At 68.5% G+C, this 17,523-nt stretch carries 14 protein-coding genes; 5 read left to right on the plus strand and 9 right to left on the minus strand.

The features are described 5' to 3' along the window. Window positions 1-132: 132 nt before the first annotated feature. The 8 genes from AAF604_18260 to AAF604_18295 all read right to left on the minus strand — a co-directional run bounded on the left by AAF604_18260 (window position 133) and on the right by AAF604_18295 (window position 7,106). Window positions 133-714 carry a nucleotidyltransferase family protein gene (locus AAF604_18260; GenBank protein MEM7051618.1) on the minus strand — a complete coding sequence of 194 codons (582 nt, stop codon included), beginning with the start codon at window positions 712-714 and terminating at the stop codon, window positions 133-135. Continuing rightward, window positions 705-1,745 (minus strand): XdhC/CoxI family protein, encoded by a 1,041-nt coding sequence (locus tag AAF604_18265; protein MEM7051619.1) that lies wholly within the window; start codon window positions 1,743-1,745, stop codon window positions 705-707. Before AAF604_18265 ends, AAF604_18260 begins: the two co-directional genes overlap by 10 nt. 52 nt (window positions 1,746-1,797) lie before the next feature. Further along, window positions 1,798-2,694, minus strand: a complete 897-nt coding sequence (locus AAF604_18270) for a lysophospholipid acyltransferase family protein (GenBank protein ID MEM7051620.1) — start codon at window positions 2,692-2,694, stop codon at window positions 1,798-1,800. 67 nt (window positions 2,695-2,761) lie between these two features. After that, a complete protein-coding gene (locus AAF604_18275; GenBank protein ID MEM7051621.1) occupies window positions 2,762-2,992 on the minus strand; it encodes an acyl carrier protein in 231 nt (76 codons plus the stop codon). Between the two features lie 52 nt (window positions 2,993-3,044). Continuing rightward, the gene (locus AAF604_18280; GenBank protein ID MEM7051622.1) at window positions 3,045-4,736 is read right to left on the minus strand and encodes an AMP-binding protein; all 1,692 of its coding nucleotides are present in this window, start codon (window positions 4,734-4,736) and stop codon (window positions 3,045-3,047) included. Continuing rightward, window positions 4,733-4,861, minus strand: a complete 129-nt coding sequence (locus tag AAF604_18285; GenBank protein MEM7051623.1) for a hypothetical protein — start codon at window positions 4,859-4,861, stop codon at window positions 4,733-4,735. The genes AAF604_18280 and AAF604_18285 overlap by 4 nt, the downstream gene beginning before the upstream one ends. 185 nt (window positions 4,862-5,046) lie before the next feature. Then, window positions 5,047-6,192: a VWA domain-containing protein gene (locus AAF604_18290; protein ID MEM7051624.1), complete on the minus strand. Its 1,146-nt coding sequence runs from the start codon at window positions 6,190-6,192 to the stop codon at window positions 5,047-5,049. Between the two features lie 23 nt (window positions 6,193-6,215). Further along, window positions 6,216-7,106: a MoxR family ATPase gene (locus AAF604_18295; GenBank protein MEM7051625.1), complete on the minus strand. Its 891-nt coding sequence runs from the start codon at window positions 7,104-7,106 to the stop codon at window positions 6,216-6,218. A 223-nt stretch (window positions 7,107-7,329) separates the two neighbouring features. Here AAF604_18295 and AAF604_18300 point away from each other — a divergent pair, with 223 nt between their 5' ends. After that, on the plus strand, window positions 7,330-9,084 hold the full coding sequence (locus tag AAF604_18300; protein ID MEM7051626.1) for a hypothetical protein: 1,755 nt from the start codon (window positions 7,330-7,332) through the stop codon (window positions 9,082-9,084). 150 nt (window positions 9,085-9,234) lie between these two features. On the opposite strand, the gene AAF604_18305 is transcribed toward AAF604_18300, so the two are convergent. Then, a complete protein-coding gene (locus tag AAF604_18305; GenBank protein ID MEM7051627.1) occupies window positions 9,235-9,972 on the minus strand; it encodes a PDZ domain-containing protein in 738 nt (245 codons plus the stop codon). Window positions 9,973-10,268: 296 nt separating this feature from the next. On the opposite strand from AAF604_18305, the gene AAF604_18310 reads away from it, so the two are divergent. The 4 genes from AAF604_18310 to AAF604_18325 all read left to right on the plus strand — a co-directional run bounded on the left by AAF604_18310 (window position 10,269) and on the right by AAF604_18325 (window position 17,508). Further along, window positions 10,269-11,996, plus strand: a complete 1,728-nt coding sequence (locus AAF604_18310) for a CRTAC1 family protein (protein MEM7051628.1) — start codon at window positions 10,269-10,271, stop codon at window positions 11,994-11,996. Next, on the plus strand, window positions 11,993-13,576 hold the full coding sequence (locus AAF604_18315; protein ID MEM7051629.1) for a tetratricopeptide repeat protein: 1,584 nt from the start codon (window positions 11,993-11,995) through the stop codon (window positions 13,574-13,576). The genes AAF604_18310 and AAF604_18315 overlap by 4 nt, the downstream gene beginning before the upstream one ends. Before the next feature lie 321 nt (window positions 13,577-13,897). Beyond that, window positions 13,898-15,535 carry a hypothetical protein gene (locus AAF604_18320; protein MEM7051630.1) on the plus strand — a complete coding sequence of 546 codons (1,638 nt, stop codon included), beginning with the start codon at window positions 13,898-13,900 and terminating at the stop codon, window positions 15,533-15,535. A gap of 134 nt (window positions 15,536-15,669) precedes the next feature. After that, on the plus strand, window positions 15,670-17,508 hold the full coding sequence (locus tag AAF604_18325) for a methyltransferase domain-containing protein (GenBank protein MEM7051631.1): 1,839 nt from the start codon (window positions 15,670-15,672) through the stop codon (window positions 17,506-17,508). The last annotated feature ends 15 nt before the right edge of the window (window positions 17,509-17,523 follow it).

Raw genomic sequence — 17,523 nt, forward strand, 5'->3', positions numbered from 1 at the left:
TTTCGGGCTAGCTTAACGCTGCCGATGGAAAAGCGAAGAACTTCCTTCGGACTGCCAGTTTCCGGGTGCTTTTTACGCGTAAGAGGGTATCTGCTGTGCCCGCAGGCAGCCGACCGGGGCGACGATCGCTCGCTACGGCGGCCGATGATCGAGGTCGTCGAGGGCCCGCGGATCGCCGATATCGCAGCGCCCGACGCGATCCGGAAATCGTCGCACCAACTGGCGTCCCCCGACATCGCCGACCAGGGCCGCCAGGTCGGCGAACTGGGAGCGATCAAAGATCGCCGGGGCACCGCTGCGTTCGCCGGCGGCGGCGACGACGATGGGCTCATCGCCGGAGCGAAAACGGACCAGTAAACGGCTGAGGGTCTCGGCACTCAGCCACGGTTGGTCGCAGGGCATGAAGAGGACGCCGTCGACCACCGCCGAAACCGCGTCCAGACCGGCCCGGACGGAGGTGCTCTGACCCTCCCGGTAGCGTGGGTTGAGAACGACCCGCAATGGCAGATCGGCAATCGCCGCCTGCACCCGCGGGGCGTGGTGGCCGACGACCACGATGACCTCCGCCAGGTCCACCTCGAGGACCCTGAGGGCGGCCCGGCGCACCATCGGCACGCCCTCGACCTCGAAGAGCTGCTTCGGGAGGGGGCCGCCGAAGCGACGGGAACGACCAGCCGCCAGCAGGACTCCGGCGATCGCCGTCCTCAGCGCGATGGCGTCAGCCTCCCGTGGCTCGCCGCCACCATCTCGGCGAGAATCGCGACGGCGATCTCTTCCGGCCGGCGGCCCCCGAGATCGAGCCCAATGGGAGCGCGGATGGTCGCCGTTTCCTCGCTTCCGAAGCCCTTCTCCGCCAACGCCGCCAGGCGCTTGCGATGGGTCTTGCGGGACCCTAGAGCCCCCAGATAGCGCAGCTCGCCGCGCAGCGCGACCGCGAGCGCCGGAAGATCGATCTTGGGGTCGTGACTGAGCACGGCGAGATAGGTGCCAGGGCCCAGCCGACGGTCGACCAGAGCGCGCCCCGGCGGCGCCACCACCAGCTCATCGGCGTGGCCGAAGCGCTCCGCCGTCGCGAAGGCGGAGCGGGGGTCGATCACGACGGTGCGAAAGCCCAGGGCCTTGGCGAAGGCCACCAGGTGGACCGCGACATGCACCGCTCCCACCAAGATGAGCTCGGGCCGCGGGGGATGGACATCGACGAACAGCAGGCGATCGCCGCAGGCCCCCCGCTGGCTGTCGAAGGTCGCGAACGCTCGCCGCGCCAGGACCCCGGCTTCGGCCTCGGCAGGACCGTCGTCCAACCCGCCGGCCAGCGGACCTGCCCCATCGAGGACCAGCTTCCGGCCGACACCGGGACCGGACAGGACCGTCGCCTCGGCCACCAGGCGATCTTCGGCCAGGGCCGCGGACAGCTGGCGGTCGATCTCGTCCTCGGCGGCGATCGCTTCGACGAAGACTTCGATTCGGCCACCGCAGCTCAAGCCGACGGCCCAGGCATCCTCGTCGGCGACTCCGAACTCGAGCAGCCGCGGCGGCCCTCCGGCAAGCACTTCGTGGGCCGCTTCGACCACCGCCCCTTCAACGCAGCCGCCGCTCACCGAGCCCGCCAAGGCACCGCTCGGCGCCACCACCATCTTGCCGCCCGGCGGGCGCGGTGCCGAGCCCCACACTGAAGTCACCATCGCCCGCGCCAGGCGGCCTTCGGCGGCCAGCCAGCGGTCCATTTCCGGTCTGACGTCGCGCATGTCTCCCCTTCCGATGCCGATTCCCGACGGCGCGAGAATTCTATGCCGCCACTCAGCGCTTCCAGCGCCGATGCAGCCAGAGCCAGAGAGCCGGGTGGCGCCTGACCTCGTCCTCGACGATGGCCGCATAGCGGGTCGTCAGCTCGGCCACCAGGGTCTCGCTCGGGGCTTCCTGCGGCGGGAACAACGGCTCCTTGAACTCCAGGCGATAGCGATCCGGCGCCACCGGATGGCAGAACAGCGGCAGCACCGCAGCCCCGGTGCGCAACGAGAGGTGAGCCAACGCCGGGCTGGTCCAGGCATCGTGGCCGAAGAAAGGCACCAGGATGCCATCCTTCGAGGGCACCCTCTGGTCGATCAAAAAGCCCACCGCTCGCCCTCGCCGGATCGCCTTCATCATGCCGAAGGCGGCGCCTCGCTTCAGGATGGTGCGACAGTCGGAGCGTTCCCGCATGCGCTGAACGTCGGCGGCAATCCAGGGATTGTCCGGCGGCCGGGCGACGAAATCGATACCTCCGAAGCGTAGGCCGAGGAGGTGGGTGGCGAGCTCCCAGGGACCGAAATGGCCGGTCATCAGGAAGAGGCCGCGACCCACATCACGACCGGCGGCGAGGGCCGCTTCGGCATGCGCCCAACCGACCACCTCGAAGCGTTCCTCGATCTCTTCGAGACTCCAGCGATCGGCCGCCAGGGATTCGCAGAGCCCCGCCCCGAGGTGCCGAAAACACTCCGCCGAGAGCTCTCGCCGGCGCTCCTCCGCCAGCTCGGGAAAAGCCAGCGCCAGATTGCCCTCGGCAAGGCGGCGGCGCGACCGCAGGAGCCGCGCCGCAAAGCTTCCCAAGCGCCGACCGAAGGCTCGCACCCGCCGCGGTGGCAAACCGCCGAGGAAGGCCTTGACGCCGCGATAGACAAAGCTCTCGAGGCGATGGCGAACGGGGGCGTTTTTCACGGCTGCCGCCGGTCCAAAGGACGACGGGCCAAGCGTCGAGGGAACCGCATCGAAACCACAGCCCGGCCTAGTCTTCGAGGAAGCTCAGGATTTCGCCGACGCTGTTCAGGCCAGCGGCCTGCTCGTCGCTGATCTCGATGTCGAGACGTTCCTCGAGGGTCATCAGCAGCTGCAGCGCCTTCGGGGAATCGAGCCCGAGGTGGGCCACCAGATCGTCCTCGGGCCGCAGCTCCGCCACCGGCTTGCCGCTGATCTCGGCGAGAATCTGGAGAGCGATGGTCTTCTTGTCCTGATTCAAGGTGATGTCCTCCTGCCCAGGGCGTTCTCGCCCTGGTCGGCCCCGGGCGAGCTCAGCTCGAGTCGCGACCGAGGCTTTCCAACTGCGTCGACAGATAGCGCGCCCGTAGCTCCCGACGCTGAACTTTACCGCTGGTGGTCTTGGGGATCTTGCCGCGACGGACGAAAACCACGTCGGCCAGCGGCAACGACAGCCGGCGCCCGATCGCGAGTCGAATCTCGTCCTCGAGGGCGGCGAGGGCCGCCGGCTCGCGCAGCTCCGTCTCCTGAACGATCACCGGCTGCTCGCCGGCGGCGCCGCGGTCGACGGCGAAGGCACCGCTGCGCAAGACACCGCCACCGCCGGCCAGCTCCTCGGCCACCCACTCCAGCTCGTGGGGCATGATGTTCTGCCCCCGGATGATCAGCAGATCCTTGAGGCGACCGGTGAGATAGAGCTCGCCGCCTTCGAGGAAGCCGAGATCTCCGGTCGCCAGCCAACCATCGCGCAAGGCTTCGGCGGTGGCTTCGGGATCGCGATGGTAGCCCTTGAAGACTCCCGGCCCGCGCACCAGGATCTCACCGATGTCGCCTTCTCCGAGCCGCTCTCCGGACGCCGCCACCACCGCCAGCTCGGTGTCGGCGATCGCTTCGCCGACGCACACCACCCGCTGATCGCCATCGGCGGCCGGGCTCGGTCGGCTCCTCACCCCCTCGCCGAGGAGATCGAAGGTCACCGCCAGGGTGGCTTCCGCCAGGCCGTAGCAAGGCCGCAGAGTGGCTGCCGAAAGGCCTTGCGGGCCGAAGGTCTCGAGGAAGCCATCCATGGTCTCGGGGCGGATCATCTCGGCACCGATCATGGCCGCTCCCCAGCGCGACAGATCGAGGCCCTCGAGCTCGTCGACAGCCAGGCGGTCGAGGCATAGCTGGTAGCCGAAGTTGGGCGCCGGAGCGATGGTCGTGCCGCGACGGCCGAGCTGGTCGAGCCACAGCCGCGGGCGGGCGAGGAAGCTGCGCGACGGCAGCAGCCAGAGATCGAAGCCGGCGACCATCGACAGCAGCATACAGCCCACCAAGCCCATGTCGTGGTAGAGCGGTAGCCAGGAGACCATCGCCTGCGCCCAATGGCGGGTGGCCTCGCCCCGCGGCACCCCCATCGCCTCGTCGCTGGCGCAGACATTGTGAATCGCCGCCCGGTGGGTGACCTCGACGGCACGCGGCAGACCGGTCGAGCCGCTGGTGAGCTGCAGGTAGGCGAGCGCGTCGGCGTCGGGATCGACCGCTCGCCAGGGAGCCGCCGTGAGCTCCGCCAGCTCCGCCGGCGTGCAGGTGCGCTCGGCGGTCGCCCGGGCCGCCAGCGCCTGGGCGTCCCGCCGCAGGCTGTCGGCCGCCACCAGCAAGCGCAGGTCGAGGCGCTCGGCGATCGCTTCGATGCGGCGTATCGAGGCTTCCGCCGATCCCATCGGGCCACCGGGCGCCAACGCCAGCGGGTGCGCCCCGAGCAGGAGAGCTCCCAACCAGTGATCGAACCAAGGCCAGGAGGTCGGCAAACAGACCCCGACGGCGTCACCGGCCGAAACCCCGGCGGCGGTCAGGCGACCGGCGGCGCTCTTCGCCGCCGCCTCGACCTCGCTCCAGGAGCGCCGCTCGCTGACCCGGCCGCGGCGATCGAACAGGCCGATGCCGCGGTGCGGGAACTCGGACGCAGCCCGTTCGAGGGCGCGGGGCAAACTCCGCACCGGCAAGTCCATGGTTCCAGAGATCATCCGAAGGTCGGCTCCAGCTCGCCCTTGGCAGCGGCGAGGTACTCACGGGCGGTGGCGGCCCCCCGAGGAACGCGCTCGCCGCGTCGGATCGAGGTCTCGAAGCGGCGCCGCCACTGGGTAGACATCAGAGGCCCGATATTCTCACGATCCATGCCGGCCTCGTCCACCTCCGTCGCCAGATCGCGAGCCCTCGGCGGCACCTTCGCCGGCAGCGCGCCGCGACACCGCCGTCCTCGACGGGGAGCGGAGAATCGCGCATCCGCTGGAGGCTTAGAGGGCCGGGCGGCCGAGAGCCGGCGAGAAGAACGGACTAGCCCTGCCGCAAAAGCTCGGCGAGGTCCTCGAGGCTGGCCAGATCGTGGGCCGGCAGAAAGCGATCGCAAAGCGGCAGAATCTCGCGCAGCCCGCGAGTGAGAGGTTGGTAGCCGGGAGTCCCGAGGAGCGGAGTGAGCCACCAGAGGCGATGGCAACGCCGCTTCAGCCGCGCCACCTCGCGGCGCAGGACCTCCGGTGAGCCACGGTCCCAGCCATCGCTCACCACCAGGACGAGGGCCCCCCGGCCCAAGACCCGCGCCGACCAGCGGCGGTTGAACTCGCCGAGGATCTCACCGATCCGGGTGCCGCCACTCCAGTCCGGGACGCGACCGGCAGCGCGCGCCAGCGCTTCGTCCGGGTGGGCTCGCCGCAGGTCCCGGGTGACGTGGGTCAAACGGGTCGCGAAGACGAACGACTCGACGCGCGCCATGGTCCGTCGGCGCGGGCCACCGCCGAGGGCGTAGAGGAAACACAGCAGGAGGCGCGAGTAGACCGCCATCGATCCGCTGACATCGACCAGGGCGACCACCGGTCGGGGTCGTGCGCGGCGCCGGCGGCGAGCCAGCGCCAGCACCTCGCCGGCGGTGCGGCGACTGCGCCGCAAGGACTCTCGAAGATCGACCTGGGATCCCCTCGGCCAAGACTCCAGTCGCCGGCTGCGACGCGGTGCGATGGTGATCGGCAGCTCGCTGAGCCAGCGTCGGACCGCCGCCGCCTCGGACTCCGTCAGGCTGGCGAAGTCCCGCCGTCGCAGCGCCTCCCGACGACTCGCCGATGGCATCGCGGCGGCGACTTCGGGAGCTTCCGACGGTGATTTCTCGCCACCGGCAACGGCCAACTCCCAGCGCCTCGCCCGCCGCAACCGGAGCTCCAGCCGGCCGAGGTCCGGGAGCAGCGCCGGGCTCCAGAAGAGGTCGAAAGCGCGCTCGAAGAGCTCGATCTCCTCGGCGCGCCCCACCAGGACCGCCCGGGCCGCCGTCCGCACTCGCGAACGCCGAGCCAGCCCGACCAGCGGCAGGGCCTCGAGCACACTGCCGACGGCCTCCGGCCCCACTTCCATGCCGAGCTGACGCAGCAGGCGGCCGAAGGCCAGCCAGTTGGCCGGCAGGGCACTCGGCGACGGCGAGCCGGGATTCTCCATCGAGGACTCCGAGGGACGCCTCGTCAACGCGCCGCCGCGATCATCCGCTCGAGCCCCTGCTGCCGCACCGTCGCCTGATCTTCGCGGTACTTGAGGAGCGAGCCGAGGGTGCGATCGAAGGTCTCGACCGTGACTCGCCGTTGGTCGAGGGCCACCAGGGCGCTCGCCCAGTCGAGGGTCTCGGCCACCCCCGGACGCTTGACGAGGTCCCTCTGACGCAGCTCCTGGACGACCGCCACCACCTGAGTCGCCAGAGCCGTGGCGGCGTCCGGAACCCGGTGCTCGACGATGCGGAGCTCACGCTCGAAGTCGGGGTAGTCGAGCCACTGAAACAGACACCGGCGCCGCAGGGCATCGGCGAGATCGCGGCTGCGATTCGAGGTCAGAACGACCGCCGGCGGCTGCGCCGCGCGCACCGTCCCGAGCTCTGGGATCGTCACCTGATGCTCCGCCAGCACCTCGAGGAGAAAGGCCTCGAACTCCTCGTCGGCGCGGTCGAGCTCGTCGATCAGCAGGATCGGTGCAACCCCCGACGGTGGATCGATGGCCTCGAGCAGAGGTCGGCGAAGGAGGAACTCGGGGGCGAAGATCTCCCGCCGCAGCCCCTCTCGATCGCCCTCACCGGCGGCTTCGGCGAGGCGGATGTGAAGCAACTGTCGAGCGTAGTCCCACTCGTAGAGGGCCGAGGCGAGATCGAGCCCTTCGTAGCACTGCAGGCGCAGAAGAGGTCGCTCGAGAACCTCCGACAAAACCTTCGCCACCGCCGTCTTGCCCACTCCCGGCTCGCCTTCGAGCAACACCGGTCGTGCCAGCCGCAGGCCCAAGAACAGGCTGGTGGCGAGATCGTCATCGGCGAAGTAGCCGGCGTCGGCGAGACTCTCCCTGAGCTCCCCGATGGAGCCCGGCGCGCTCATGGCGCGCCGAGACCGATGACGAAGACGTCATGGCCGCGCCTCTCGGTGCTGCCGACTGCTTGCCTCGGAAGGGCGCACATGGCTTCGGTTTTACCACAGCGTTTCTCTCCACCGGCGTGCCCGCCGGGCCGTCCCCGAGCTGCTCTCGGAGGTCGGTCATCCACCTGCCCCGGCGACCAGCCGTATAATTCGCCTTCACCCGCAGGATGCCGGAGGATTCGCTTTGGCCAAGACGCCGTCGAACCAGCCCCACAGCGTGGTTCCTTTTCCGGAACCCGTCGCCGCCAGCGGGTTGCCACAGCGCTATGAGCTGCGGCAGGGGGAAGAGCAGCGCTACCTGCGCTGCCGCGATGCCCCCAACCTCGAGGTCACCGTCGATCGCGCCCTGGCCTTCAACGAGACCGAGGCCCGCCGCCTCGGCGAGCGCGTCATCCTGCTCGACGGCGTCGGCCAGTTCCCTCCCCTGGTCGATCCCGATCGTCAGCTCTACAACCTCGACCACCACGAAGGCTGCGTCCGCGCCTTCACCCTCGCCACCTGCGAGCAAGCCCTGGTTCTGGTGGTCCAGGGACTCGAGCTCGAACGTGGCGTCTGGAAGATCTACGCCAACGAGCCGGACCTCGACACGGTGTTCGCCCTCTGGGTGCTGCTCAACCATCGTCGTCTGGTCACCATGGATGCTGCCGCCCGCGACCGCATCGCCCCCCTGCTGCGGCTGGAAGGCGCCATCGACGCCAACGGCCGGCGAACCGCCGACTTCTGCGGCCTGCAACAGGACACCCTGAGATCGGCGAAGCGCAGCCTCGACGAGCTGCAGGCCTACGAGAAAAGCCACAAGGACCTCGATGGCGATCCCCTCGGCTACACCCTCGGCGCCCTCGCCGCCATCGACCGCAAGGTCTATCGCCCCGGCGACTTCGATGAAGTCCCGATGGTCGCCAAGGAATACGGCCACTACGACATCGGTGGCGACCGGGTGGCGGTGGTCTGCCGGGACGACGAGGGCATCTACGAAGTCGAAGAGCGCCTCAAAGCCCAGTGGGGCGATCGCCTCGGCCTGGTCGCCCTCGAGAAGGAGCCGGGGCACTTCACGCTGCGCCGCAGCGCGGCCCTGGCGGGAATCCAGCTCAGCACCGCCTACGCCCGTCTCAACCTCGAGGATCCCGCCGTCGACGGCCGACCGCGCAACAAGAAATGGGGCGGCTCGGAAGAAATCGGCGGCTCGCCACGCCCCCATGGCAGCGGCCTCGAGCCAACCCGCATCGGCGCCATCCTGCGCCGCGCCTTCTACCGGCCGACGCCCGGCGACCGCCTGACCGCTCTGGGCCTCGCCGCCACCACCCTGCCCCTGTTCTTGCTCTCCCTGGTGGCCGCCAAGGAAGTGCCGTGGGGCTTCCCGGCGGAGTGGGCCCTGGCCGCGCTCTTCGCCTTGGCCCTCGCCGCAGTGGCCGGGCGACACTACAGCGGGCGCCGCCTCTGGCTCTTCGGAGTCCGCCTGCCGAGCCTCGACCTGCCCAGCTTCGGCCTCGCCCTGGTCGGCGCCGTGGCGGTTCTGCCGATGCGCTGGCTGGGAGCAGCCGACGGCGCCTCGATGCCGGCGACCCTCGCCGCCCTCGGTCTGCTCGCGATCGCCGCCGAGGGCGCCTTCCGCGGCGTCGCCCACGGCATCCCCATGCTGCACTTCGGAGGCCACTGGCCGCTGTTGCCGCGGCGCCTCTCGCCGGCCGTTTGGTGGACATCGGTGCTGTGGACGGGCACCCTCCTCGCCGCCTGGGCCCTCGGCCTACTCGGCGGCTGGACCGGCCCGGCCGGTGCCCTCGGAGAAGGCATCTCCCTGGGCGTCAGCGGATTGCTTTCTGGGCTCTTCCTGGGACTGCTGAGGGAACGCACCGGCAGCCTGTGGCCCGGTGCCCTGGCCCTCGCCGCCGGCTGGATCACGGCCTACTTGGTCGACCTTCCGGCGCTCCTCGGCCTCTGACCGAACAAGTCGAGCTAGCAGGCAGCTGAAAAAGTCATCGGCGACCTGCGACCGAGCCCGGGACGCGCAGTCAGGGGCGCGTAGCCCCTCTCGGAAAAAACGGCTAGCAGAGCTGGAAAAGGACGCGGAGCGGACTTTTTCAGCAACCTGCTAGTACGCGCGCTTGCGGTCGACGGGGGCCTCGGCGAGCTCGAGGTCGAGCTCGAAGAGGGTGCCGTGGCTACTCACTTCGAGCAACATGATGTTGCCGACGCCGGCGGTGCGGATCAGCGACACCAGGGTGCCGACACTGCCCACCTCGTAGCCATCCATGCGCAGGATCATGTCGCCCGGCACCAGGCCCGAGAACTCCGCCGGGCTACCGGGCTCGATCTCGCCCACCAACACACCCTGGCCTTCACCACCGCCCCAGAACTCACGTAGCTGCAGGGGTAGATCGATGGCCTTGAGGCCGGACCAGGCGCGCTTGTAGGAGAGCCGCCCCTCGGGGGCTTCCTCGAGATCGAGGTCGACGTAGAAGAACTCACCGCGGCGCAGCAGATCGACGGAAACACTGTCCCCCGGCTCGTAGCTGCGGATCATGCTCGAGAAATCGCGCGAGGAAGAAACCGCCTCGCCGTCGATGCGGTAGATGATGTCGCCCGAGCGCAGGCCCGCGTGATCCGCCGGACCGTCCTTGGCGACCTTGCCGATCATCGCCCCTCGACCACCGAGCTCGGCGAGGGCCTCGGCGAAGTCAGGGCGCGGCAGATTCGACGGCACCGCTTTGACGGTGACTCCCGCCCAGCCTGGAATCTGTTCATCCTCCTGTCCCGCCGCGAAAAGCGCGAACACCAGGAAGGAGAGCAGCGTCGAGAAGACGATGATCGTGGCGGAATACCGTTTCATCAGCAATCGTTCTTCACTGTCCAAGGCGCCACCATCGAGAGATCGCGCGAGGCAATCCGAGGCACCACCACAAGAATGCGCAAGGGAGTACTTGAGGTCTGCTCCCATTTTGCTAGATCAATGCTCCTATGAGCACCGATTTCCTCCCAATACGCCCTCGAAGGCCGAATGGTTGAGGTCGCGTCTCTCCAAATGATGGCTCGCCGAGGCTGTGCGCGACTGCTAGGATTCGATTTCGCCGACCCAGAAACCGTGGGCAGCCCGACGCCCGAGACTTCACGCCAGCGATGCATACGATGACCCGCCTTCTCACCAGATCGCCGGCTGCGAGCCTTCTCGCGATCGCCTGGATCTGCCTCGCGACCGCGACCACCCCAGCCAACGGCCAGGTTTTCGAAGACGCCACCACCGCTGCGGGACTGAGCTTCGAGCATTTCAACGGCATGACCGGTGAGTTGTATTTTCCCGAGATCGCCGGTTCCGGCGCGGCCCTCCTCGACTACGACGGCGATGGTGACCTCGACCTCTACCTGGTTCAGGGAAGCTTCCTCGACCCTGCCAAGAAGGCCGAGGACGCTCTGCTTCAGCCACCCGCCAAAGGCGGCGACCGGTTGTTTCGCAATGACCTCGGCAAAGATGGCAAGGTCCGTTTCCGGGACGTCACGGCGACCGCCGGCCTGCGCGCCGACGGCTACGGCATGGGGGTCGCCGCCGGCGACTACGACAACGATGGCCACGTCGACCTCTATGTCGCCAATTACGGCTCCAACCAGCTATGGCGCAACCGCGGCGACGGCACCTTCGAAGACGTCACCGCCAAGAGCGGCACGGACGATGAACGCTGGTCCGTCGCCGCCACCTTCAGCGACTACGACGGCGACGGTCGCCTCGACCTCTTCATCCTCAACTATGTGCAGTTCGACCGCGCCAACAAGGTCCGCTGCTACGAGTCGAGTAGCCGACGCGACTACTGCGGTCCTTCGTCTTTCCCGCCGGAACCGGACCGTCTGCTGCGCAACCGTGGCGATGGCACCTTCGAAGACGTCTCCCTGAAAAGTGGCATCGGCCGCCAGAAGGGTGCCGGCCTCGGTGTCCTGGCCGCCGACTTCAACGGCGACCGCCGAACCGACTTCTACGTCGCCAACGACGGCATGCTGAACTTCCTGTGGATCAACCGCGGCGACGGCACCTTCCAGGAGGACGGTCTGTTCACCGGCACCGCCGTCAACCGCAACGGCAAGGCCGAAGCCAGCATGGGGGTGGACGCCGCCGACTTCGATGGTGACGGCGACCTCGATCTCTTCATGACCCACCTGGCGGGCGAGACCAACACCCTCTACATCAACGACGGTAGCGCCCTGTTCGAGGACCGCACCCTCGACCGTGCCCTGGCCGAGAGCAGCCTGCCCTTCACCTCCTTCGGCACCGCCTGGCTGGACTACGACCACGACGGCCGCCTCGACCTGGTGGTGGTCAACGGCGCGGTCACCTTCGACGATCGCCGCTCCACCCCGGCGGACCCCTACCCCCTCGGCCAGAGCAACCAGCTCTTCCGGCAGCTCGCCGACGGTCGTTTCGCCGAAGTCGGCAAGGCAGCCGGGGCGGCCTTCGCCCTGTCCGAGGTCAGTCGCGGCCTGGCCTGCGGCGACCTCGACAACGACGGTGACCAGGACCTCGTTCAGATCAACAACAGCGGCCCGGCCCGGTTGCTTCTCAACCGCGCCGGAAGCACCGCTCGCTGGATCGGCTTCGAAGTCCGCGACGGCACGGGCCACGCCCTGGGGGCGAGGGTCGAGCTGCGCGACAAGGCGGGCAAGAGCCGCTGGAGCCGAGTTCGCCGGGACGGCAGCTATGCCTCTTCGCACGACCCCCGGGTGGTCTTCGGCCTCGGCGACGGTTTCGCCGTCGCGGCGGTGCGAGTCCACTGGCCCGATGGTGAAGTCGAGACCTGGCCGGCTCCCGAAAACGGCCGCTACACGCGCCTGATACGAGGTGCGGCCCCGTCCGAGGAGAAGAAACCGTGATCGCGACCCGTGTCTTTATCCTGCTCACCTGTCTTGGCCTCGGCAGCGTGGCGGCCCTGGTCGGCCAGAGCGCAGCGCCCACGGCCGGCTCCGACGACCGCCCCCCCAATCTCCTGATGGTGCCCTCCTTCGACATCGACGCCCTGGAAGACGAGGTCGCCGAGCAGATCCGCGTCCAGCGGGTGGATCTCCAGTCCACTTTGCGCCGCGCCGACTCCAGCCGCGCCGCCAAGGGCGCTGCCTTTGGCGAAATGGGGCGGGTCTTCCACGCCTACGGCCTGCGCCGTCAAGCAGAGGTCTGCTACCGCAACGCCCTTCTCTTCCACACCGAGGACTTTCGCTGGCACTATCTCCTCGCCTTTCTGCGCCAGCGAGAGGGCAACCTCGAAGGCGCCGAAGCGAGCTATCGGGATTCTCTCGAGCATCTGCCGGAGAGCGTGTCCGCCCGCGTCCACCTGGGCGAGATCTATCTCGAGCAGAGTCGCCTCGAAGACGCCGAACGGATGTTCAGCGAAGCTCGCGACCTGGGGCTCCAGAACGGCGCCGCCGAAGCCGGCCTCGGGCAGGTCGCGCTGTCGCGGAAGGACTACCAGCGCGCTGTCGACGAGCTCAGCCGCGCTCTCGAGCTCGCTCCCCTGGCGCGCCGCCTCCACTACCCCTTGGGCCTCGCCTACCGTGGCCTCGGCAACGATGAAAAGGCGCGCTGGCACCTCGCCCGTCGCGGCGACGTCGGGGTGCGGCCACCGGACCCGCTGATCGACGATCTCGAGTCTCTGAAGAGCGGCGAGCGAGTGCACCTGCAGCGTGGCCGCCAGGCTTTCCGCGCCGGCGACTACGGCGCCGCCGTCGAGAGCTACGAGAAGGCCGTTGCGGCGCAACCGGAAAGCGCCCGGGCGCGCGTCAACCTGGCAGCCGCCCTTTCCGCCCTCGGCCGCACCGACGAGGCCGAAGAGGAGCTCGAGGCCGCCTTGCTGATCTCCCCCAACAACCCGACGGCACGCTTCAATCTCGGCACCCTGCTGGCGAGCCGCAAGGCTTACGCCCTTGCCCTCGAGCACCTCGACAAGGCCGCCCGCCTGGCACCCAAGGACGTCGGCATTCGACTCGAGCTGGCCCGCGCCCTCGAGTCCTCCGGGCGGCAAGGCGAAGCCCTCACGGAGTACCAGAAGTGTCGCCAGCTCGATCCCGTGCAGGAATCGGCCTGGCTCGGCGAGGCGCGGGTGCTGACCGCTCGCGACGACTGGCCGGCCGCCAGGCAAGTCCTCGCCGAGGCTCACCGGACGCTTCCCGAGGCCGGCCTGATCGCCCACGCCCTCGCCCGGTTGCTCGCCGGCGCTCCGGACGAAGCGGTGCGCAACGGCGCGGTGGCCGTCGACCTGGCGAAGCGGGTCTGGGACGCGCTGCCGGATCCGGAGCACGCCGCCACCCTCGCCCTCGCCCTCGCCGAATCGGGCCAGTGCCAAGAGGCCGCCAAGCTGCTGGCGCAGAATCTCGGCGACTCGCCGACTCCGGAGACTCACGCCGCCTTGGCCCGCTACGCCGCCGGCCCGCCCTGCCGTCCGCCCGTCGGCTCGCCCTGATTCGGCCCTCCGCCGTCCCTGCGGCCCCTCCCGCCGAACGCTGAAACGTTTCTCGGTCTGCCGACACCCCGGGTGTGCAGCCATTGAAAACGCACCAACGTCCCGGAATATGGGAAGATACACCCTGCAACGGCTTGGCCGGAGCCCATATTTTCGGCAATTGAGATTGGAAAAATTTTCGTGAGACGTTTTTCCGATTTCCTGCGCCTTGTTGGATAGACCTTCCTAGAAAGAAGGAATCGACCTGCGGCGGCCCCCCGATCGATCGCCAGTTGCGATTCAGGCCCCGCAGGGAGGGACACTCGAGAGGAGCTAAAGAAAATGAAGTCCTATAAGAACGCTTTCTGCATCGCCCTGATCCTTAGTCTGACCTTCGCCGGCTCGGCCTTCGGCGCCAGCAAGCTGGCTGAAACCTACACCGGCGACTCCGCCGTCCAGTTCAACCCCAACATCGCCTACGAGAGCCTCACCCTGACCGTGTCGGGCCCGGACGGTTCCGAGCGCTACGTCTTCGATTCCGCCGAGGTGCCCTTCGTCAGCGTCTTCGACGACTTTGGCAACCTGCGTGCCGATGGCCAGTACACCTGGGAGCTGCGCATCGCTCCGGTGCTCAGCAGCGACGTCAAGGACGCCCTCGCCGACGCCCGCCAGCGCGGTGACGACGACGTCGTCGCCAAGCAGCTCGCCAAGTCCGGCCTTCTGCCGGACGAGGGCCTGCGCACCCAGAGCGGCTCCTTCCGCATCGTCAACGGTCTCATCCCGAATGCCAATCTCGCCGAGGAGCGCGCCCAGAGCCCGGTGAGCCTCGAGGCTCCCGCCCTCGACGGCCCGACCTCGATGTCCGCCGCCGCCCAGACCTTCGCCACCGACCTGATCGTCCAGGGTTCCGCCTGCATCGGTTTCGACTGCGTCAGCAGCGAGAGCTTCGGCTTCGACACCCTGCGCCTGAAGGAGAACAACCTCCGCATCCACTTCAACGACACCAGCGCGAGCGCCAGCTTCCCGTCCAACGACTGGCGTCTGGGCGCCAACGAGACGACCAACGGCGGCGCCAACAAGTTCTTCGTCGAGGACTCGACCGCCGGCCGCAACCCCTTCACCATCGAGGCCGGTGCTCAGGTCAACACCCTCTACGTCGAGGCCGATGGTGACGTCGGCATCAAGACTTCGGAGCCGGTGGTCGACCTCCACATCGTCGAGGGCAACACCCCGACGCTGCGCCTCGAGCAGGACGGTTCCGACGGCTTCGCGTCGCAGACCTGGGACCTCGCCGGTAACGAGGCCAACTTCTTCATCCGCGACGTCACCAACGGCTCGAAGCTCTCCTTCCGCATCAAGCCGGGTGCGCCGGAAGACAGCATCTACCTCGACAGTGACAACCAGGTCGGTCTGGGTACGGATAATCCGGCCGCCGCGGTGCACGTCCGCCGCACCGATGGCACCGCTCAGCTCCTGGTCGAAGACACGCTGTCGCCGGCCGCCGCGATCACTCGCCTGATCGAGGTCAAGGCCCCGGGCCGCGCCGAGATCGCGCTCAACAACACCAGCGTCAGCTCCATCTGGGGCTTCTCGGCCGACAACGGTGGCAGCTTCGTGGTCACCAAGGCTGGCTCCGGTGTCAACGAGATGGTCCTCAGCGGCACCACCGGCGATGTCGTCTTCCAAGGCACCGTGAGCGCCAACGCCGGTGCCAACACCCTGCCGGACTTCGTCTTCGAGCCGACCTACAACCTGATGCCGCTGGACGAGCTCAAGTCCTTCATCGAGACCGAGCGCCACCTGCCGCGCATTCCTTCGGTCGACGAGGTCGAGGCCAACGGTGGCACCATCGACATGTCCACCATGCAGCTTCGTCTGCTCGAGAAGGTCGAGGAGCTGACCCTCTACACCCTGCAGCAGCAGGACACCATCCGCCAGCTCCAGGAGCGCCTGGACGGCATGGAGTCGGCCCAGCAGTAAGCCTCCTCCACGCGTGAAGTGACCTGCGGGCGGTCGTCCGGCTTCGGCCAGAACGACCGCCCTTTTTGCGTTTCCGGAACGGACTCGGCCCAGCGACGCCCGAACCGTCGCCCCGAAGCAATAGAATCTCCCCCATGGCAAATCCCCATTCCCAGGCCGACGACGCCGAGCGCCGCCGTCTCGAGCAAGAGATCGCCCGCTACCGCGACTGCGTGGACGTCCACGACCTTCCCGCCATCTACCATTTCTGGAGCCACCGCTGGGTCTTGCCGAAGCTCCAGGCCTGTGGCTATGAAGGCGTCGACCATTTCTTCAGCTCGCACATCGCCGCCCAATGCCAGAGTGGGGGCCGCGGCAAGACCCATCAGGTGGTCAGCATCGGAGCCGGCAACTGCGACCTCGAGGTACGCCTCGCCGAGCAGCTCCGCGCCGACGGCGTCACCAACTTCCGCTTTCGCTGCCTCGAGCTCAATCCCTTCATGATCGAGCGCGGCCAAGAGCTGGCGAAGCAGGCGAAAGTCGACGAGCACTTCCGCTTCGACGTCCTCGACATCGACGATTGGCAACCCGAGGAGCCGGTGTCGGTGTGCCTCGCCAACCACTCCCTGCACCACATCGTCGACCTCGAGAGCCTGTTCGCCAAGATCCACCGCGCCATCGGCCAGGAGGGCGTGTTCCTCACCAACGACATGATCGGGCGCAACGGTCACATGCGCTGGCCCGAAGCTCTCGCCCTGGTGAACGAGATCTGGTTGGAAATGCCGCAGCGCTACAAGTACAACCACCAGCTCTCGCGCTGGGAAGAGGAGTACGAGAACTGGGACTGCTCCGTCGAAGGCAACGAGGGGATTCGAGCCCAGGACATCATGCCGCTGCTCCTCGAGACCTTCGCCTTCGAGAGCTGCGTCGCCTTCGGCAACCTGGTCGACATCTTCGTCGACCGTTCCTTCGGCCACAACTTCGACCCCGAGAAGGCTGAAGACCTGGCCTTCATCGAGCGCGTCGCCGAGCTCGACGAGGCCAAGATCGACGGCGGCGAGCTCAAGCCGACCCACTTGCTGGCGGCGATGCGCGCCCGGCCGGTGGCGGCGACCCGGGCCTACCGCCACTGGACGCCGGACTTCTGTGTCCGCTGGCCGGACCGGGCTCCCGAGCCGCGGCCAGGGGTGGTGCCGGCCGAGGCTCCGCCCCAGGTGGCGGCGACCCGCGCCCCATCGGACGACGAACAGGCGATTCTGGCGCGCGAGTGGTTCTACGAGTTCACCCTGCCGAGCGGTCGCCGCACCCGCAGCTATGCACCGGCCAAGGTGCGCGAGATCCATCGCAGCCGCGAGACGATGCTGTTCGCCGAGCTCGAGCGCCGGCTGGGGTCTTCCGCCTGGCCGCGGCTACGCTGTCTCGATCTCGCCTGCCATCAGGGCTACTTCGCCGCCGCCCTGGCGCAGCACGGAGCGCAACATGTGCTGGGCGTCGATGGCCGCCGCCGCCACGTCGAGGACGCCCGCCAGATGTCGCGCGCTCTGGGCCTCGGCAACGCCTCGTTTCTGACCGCCGATCTGCAGCAGATCCGGCCCGAGGCACTCGGCCGCTACGACCTCACCTTGCTCTTCGGTGTGCTCTACCACCTCGAGGATCTGATCAGCGTGCTGCGGCTGGCGCGCGCCGTCAGCCGCGATCTCTGTGTGATCGAGACCCAGGTCGGTCCCGACCTCTCCGGCAGCATCGAGTGGGGCTCCGTCGACTACCGACAGCCGATCGTCGGCGCCCTCTCCCTGGTCGATGAGCGCCGCGACAGCGAGCGCCCGGAGCACGGCGAGTCGAGTCTGCAGGGCCTCTCGGTGGTGCCCTCTCTCAACGGCTTGTCGTGGCTGCTGCGCGCCGTCGGTTTTTCCGAGGTCGAGGTCCTCGAGCCGCCGCCGGACGCCTATGAGCAGATCGCTCGCGGTCAGCGGGTGATGGTCGTGGCGTCATGAGCCGAGGGCGCCCGC

Source organism: Acidobacteriota bacterium, assembly GCA_039028635.1.
In the GTDB taxonomy this organism is placed as follows: Bacteria; Acidobacteriota; Thermoanaerobaculia; order Multivoradales; family JBCCEF01; genus JBCCEF01.